The organism is Streptomyces sp. NPDC052682 (genome assembly GCF_040678435.1).
In the GTDB taxonomy this organism is placed as follows: domain Bacteria; phylum Actinomycetota; class Actinomycetes; order Streptomycetales; family Streptomycetaceae; genus Streptomyces.
Map to the genome: position 1 here is coordinate 1 of NZ_JBFATS010000044.1, position 3,435 is coordinate 3,435.

A 3,435-nucleotide genomic window follows, 5' to 3' on the forward strand; every position below is an offset into this window, starting at 1 on the left:
CCCGCCCCGGCCGGAGGGATCCGAGCCGGGGCGGGCCGCCGTCGGCCGCGGCGGTCGCGCGCGGGGAACACCGCCCGGCGGGCGGCGGGCCGGTCCGCCCGGCGGCCGCTGAGCTCGCCTCCGGACGGAACCGGTCCGCCTGCCCACGTCGGTCACCTCCCCGTGACAGCGCAGGCGGTGCCGTTGAGGGTGAAGGAGGTGGGCGCGGCGGTGTCGCCGGTGTGGGTGGCCTGGAAGCCGATGCCCACGGACGCGCCCGGCGCGATGGTGGCGTTGTGGGAGAGGTTCCTGGCCGTCACCTGGCCGGAGGCGGGCGAGAAGTCCGCGTTCCAGCCGGAGGTGAGGGTCTGCCCACCGGGCAGGGTGAAGACCAATGACCAGCCCTCGATCGCGCTGGTGCCGGTGTTGGTGACGGTGATGGTCGAGGTAAGACCGCTGTTCCAGGCGTTGACGGTGTCGGTGACCCGGCAGGTGGCGGGCGTCGGTGACGGCGGGTCGGAGGTCTGGAACTGCGTGAAGAACTTCCATACCTCTCCCGGCAGCCAGCTGCGGCCGCTGTCACCGGGCGCCCCGTCCTGCGGAGCGGCGATGTGCCCCTCGTCGAACGCGGCCCAGGCGACCGGGTGCCCGGCCGAGCAGCCCGCGTAGGTGGTGACCCGGTGCGTCAGGCTGCCCTGCGCCGGCTCGGGCGGGTTCTGGGGGGTGCAGCCGTTGTTCCGGACGAACCTGTCGCGCATCGCCCGCCCGCCGGAGATGCCGAGGACGTTGTCCCTGAGGCCGTGCACGCCGAGGTAGGCGATGGGCTGGGTGCCGCCGCTGCATCCGCTCAGCTGCCCGCCGCTTTGCACCGCGACCGCGCGGAAGACGGTGGCGCGGGCACACGCGAGGGCGTACGACATGGCGGCGCCGTAGCTGAAGCCGAGCGCGAAGCGCTGGCTCGTGTCGACGCACAGGTCCGCCTCGATCCGCCGGATCATGTCGTCGACGAAGGTGACGTCCTCCCCGCCGTTGTTGGCCCAGCCGTTGTCGAGGCCCTGCGGAGCGACGAAGATCGCGCTGTTGTTCGCCAGTCGCTGGAGCCCGTAGTACGCCCAGGTGCCCGTCTCCACCGTGCGGCCCGTGGCGACGTCGGTGGAGGTGCCGCCCAGCCAGTGGAACCCGAAGATCAGCCGGTACGGGCGGCTGCGGTCGTAGCCGTCCGGGATCCTCAGGATGAAGGTACGGTTCTTGCCGCCGCTCTGGATCGTGTGGGTGCCGCTGGTCAGGGTGGGGGTCTTCCCGCACCCCGCGGTCGGGGCGGCCGTGCCGGAGGCGGTGAGCGGAGCCCTCTCGCCGTGGCCGGCGGCCAGTGCCGTGCCTCCCGTGGCCAGCACGAGCAGCACCGCGACCACGGCGTGCCATAAGTGAGATCGTGCCCTTGTCATCGTGCAACTCCCCTTGTTTCGTCGGTGCGTCGCATGAGCGGCTACGGGGTTCGGGCCGAATCGGGCAGAGGGGTGCTGGTGGCGCCTGCGGCGAACTGCCACCAGTTCATGTTGAGCAGGTAGCCGCTGCCGCCGGTGAACCGCAGGTAGAGGTCCTGGGTTCCTGCTGCGCCGCTGACCGGGCAGGACACGGTCCTCCAGGTCTGCCAGCCCCCGGTGTTCGGCACCGCGCACCGGCCCACGACCGTCCCGCTCGGGGAGCCCAGGCGCAGCTCGACGGTGCCGCCGCCGCTGCCCGAGGCGACGCGCGCGGTGAACGAGGACGCGCCCGCCCCGAAGGCCACGCCCTTGACCTTGATGTAGTCGCCGTTCTCGATCCAGCCGACGTTCATCCCGCCTTCGCCGGCCGGTTCGGTCTCTATCCCGGACCCCCAGGCGATCGTCTCCGCCTCCTGGCGTACGTACGGGTCGAGCGTGCCGACCTGGGGTGCGCCGGTGTTCGTCATGGTGATGGCCGGGATCGTGCCGTCGGCGTTGTAGGAGAACCTCTCCACCGCGACCGAGCGAGTGAAACCACCGCCGCCCGGGAGCGCTCCGTTGTGGTAGAAGAAGTACGAATTGCCCTTGAAGTCCACGATCCCGGGGTGGTTGGTGAAACTGCTGCCCTGGGTGGGCATGACCGTCCCGCGGTAGGTCCAGGGCCCGGTCGGCCCGGGAGCCGTGGAGTAGGCGATGAACTCCGAGCAGCACTTGGCCGCGAACACCATGTAGTACAGGCCGTTGCGCTTGTAGACCCAGGGCCCCTCCTCGTACAGCGTGGGGCGGTTGGGATCACCGGTGCGGGTGCCGAATCCCGCGGTGGTGAGCGGGATCCTGGTGGGGCTGCCCGAGTAGGAGGTCATGTCGGCGTTCAGTCTGACGTACCAGAGATTCGGGTTGCCCCAGTACAGGTAGGCCTGGCCGTCGTCGTCGATGAAGACGGTCGGGTCGATCTCGCCGTTCTCCACCAGCGGACGGCCGAGGGCGTCCCGGAACGGGCCGGTGGGGCTGTCCGACACCGCCACGCCGATGGCCATGCGGCCGGTCGCCCGGTTCTTCACGGGTACGTACCAGTAGAACTTGCCGCCCCGCTGCACGGCCTGTCCCGCCCATGCGTCGGCGGACGCCCAGCTGAAGGTGTTCAGGCTGAGCGGTGAGCCGTGGTCGGTCCAGTTGACCATGTCGGCGGAGGACCACACCCTCCAGTCCTTCATGGTGAAGTAGGTGGAGCCGTCCTCGTCGTGCCCGGTGTAGAGGTAGACCCGCCCGTTGTGGACCAAGGGGGCCGGATCAGCGGTGTAGATGTGCTGGACGATGGGGTTGTCCGCCCTGGCCGCCGAGGGCTGCACCAGGGCGGGAACGACGGCGAACGCCAGCAGGAGGCCCATCGTCCAGGCGACGGCCCGGACACACCGCGCACGGGCTGGTGGCCGGTGGGCGATGTCCCTCACGTGCGGCTCCACTTCTGGCCGGCCTGGCCGTTGCAGCTCCACAGCACCAGTGGGGTGCCGTTGGCGGTGCCGGACCCGTTGACGTCGAGGCACAGCCCGGCGCGGGCGTTGCGGATCGACCCGTCGGAACCGACGGTCCACTTCTGGTTGTCCTGGCCGTTGCAGGGCCAGGTGATGACGCGGGTGCCGTTGGTGGTGCCCTGGTTGTAGGCATCCAGGCACTTGTCGCCGTAGACGCGGATCTCGCCGCCGGCCCACGTGGTCCACAGCTGGTTGGCGGCCGTGTGGCAGTCCCACAGCAGTACCGTGGCGCCGGCGGCGGTGGAGGCGTTGTCCACGTCCATGCAGCGGCCGGACGCGGCGCCGCGCAGCCGGGAGGTGGTGGAGGCCAGAGGACTGCCGCCGGTCACCTTGAACACGGCGACGCCGTGCGCGGGGACGCTGGCCGAGATCTGCCCGGACGTGCTGGACGTGCCGCCGGTCCACAGGTCGGTGAGGGTGAACGGCCCTCCGGACAGGCC

The 3,435-nt window shown here is 70.9% G+C and carries 3 protein-coding genes; all 3 read right to left on the bottom strand.

What is annotated here, in order from left to right; genetic code table 11:
- Positions 1–152: 152 nt before the first annotated feature.
- On the bottom strand, positions 153–1,382 hold the full coding sequence (locus AB0K80_RS33785; protein ID WP_365676372.1) for a cellulose binding domain-containing protein: 1,230 nt from the start codon (positions 1,380–1,382) through the stop codon (positions 153–155).
- Positions 1,383–1,465: 83 nt separating this feature from the next.
- Positions 1,466–2,914: a glycoside hydrolase family 43 protein gene (locus AB0K80_RS33790; RefSeq protein WP_365676373.1), complete on the bottom strand. Its 1,449-nt coding sequence runs from the start codon at positions 2,912–2,914 to the stop codon at positions 1,466–1,468.
- A partial coding sequence (locus tag AB0K80_RS33795) for an RICIN domain-containing protein (RefSeq protein WP_365676375.1) occupies positions 2,911–3,435 on the bottom strand: 525 nt, incomplete at its 5' end. The genes AB0K80_RS33795 and AB0K80_RS33790, both read right to left, overlap by 4 nt.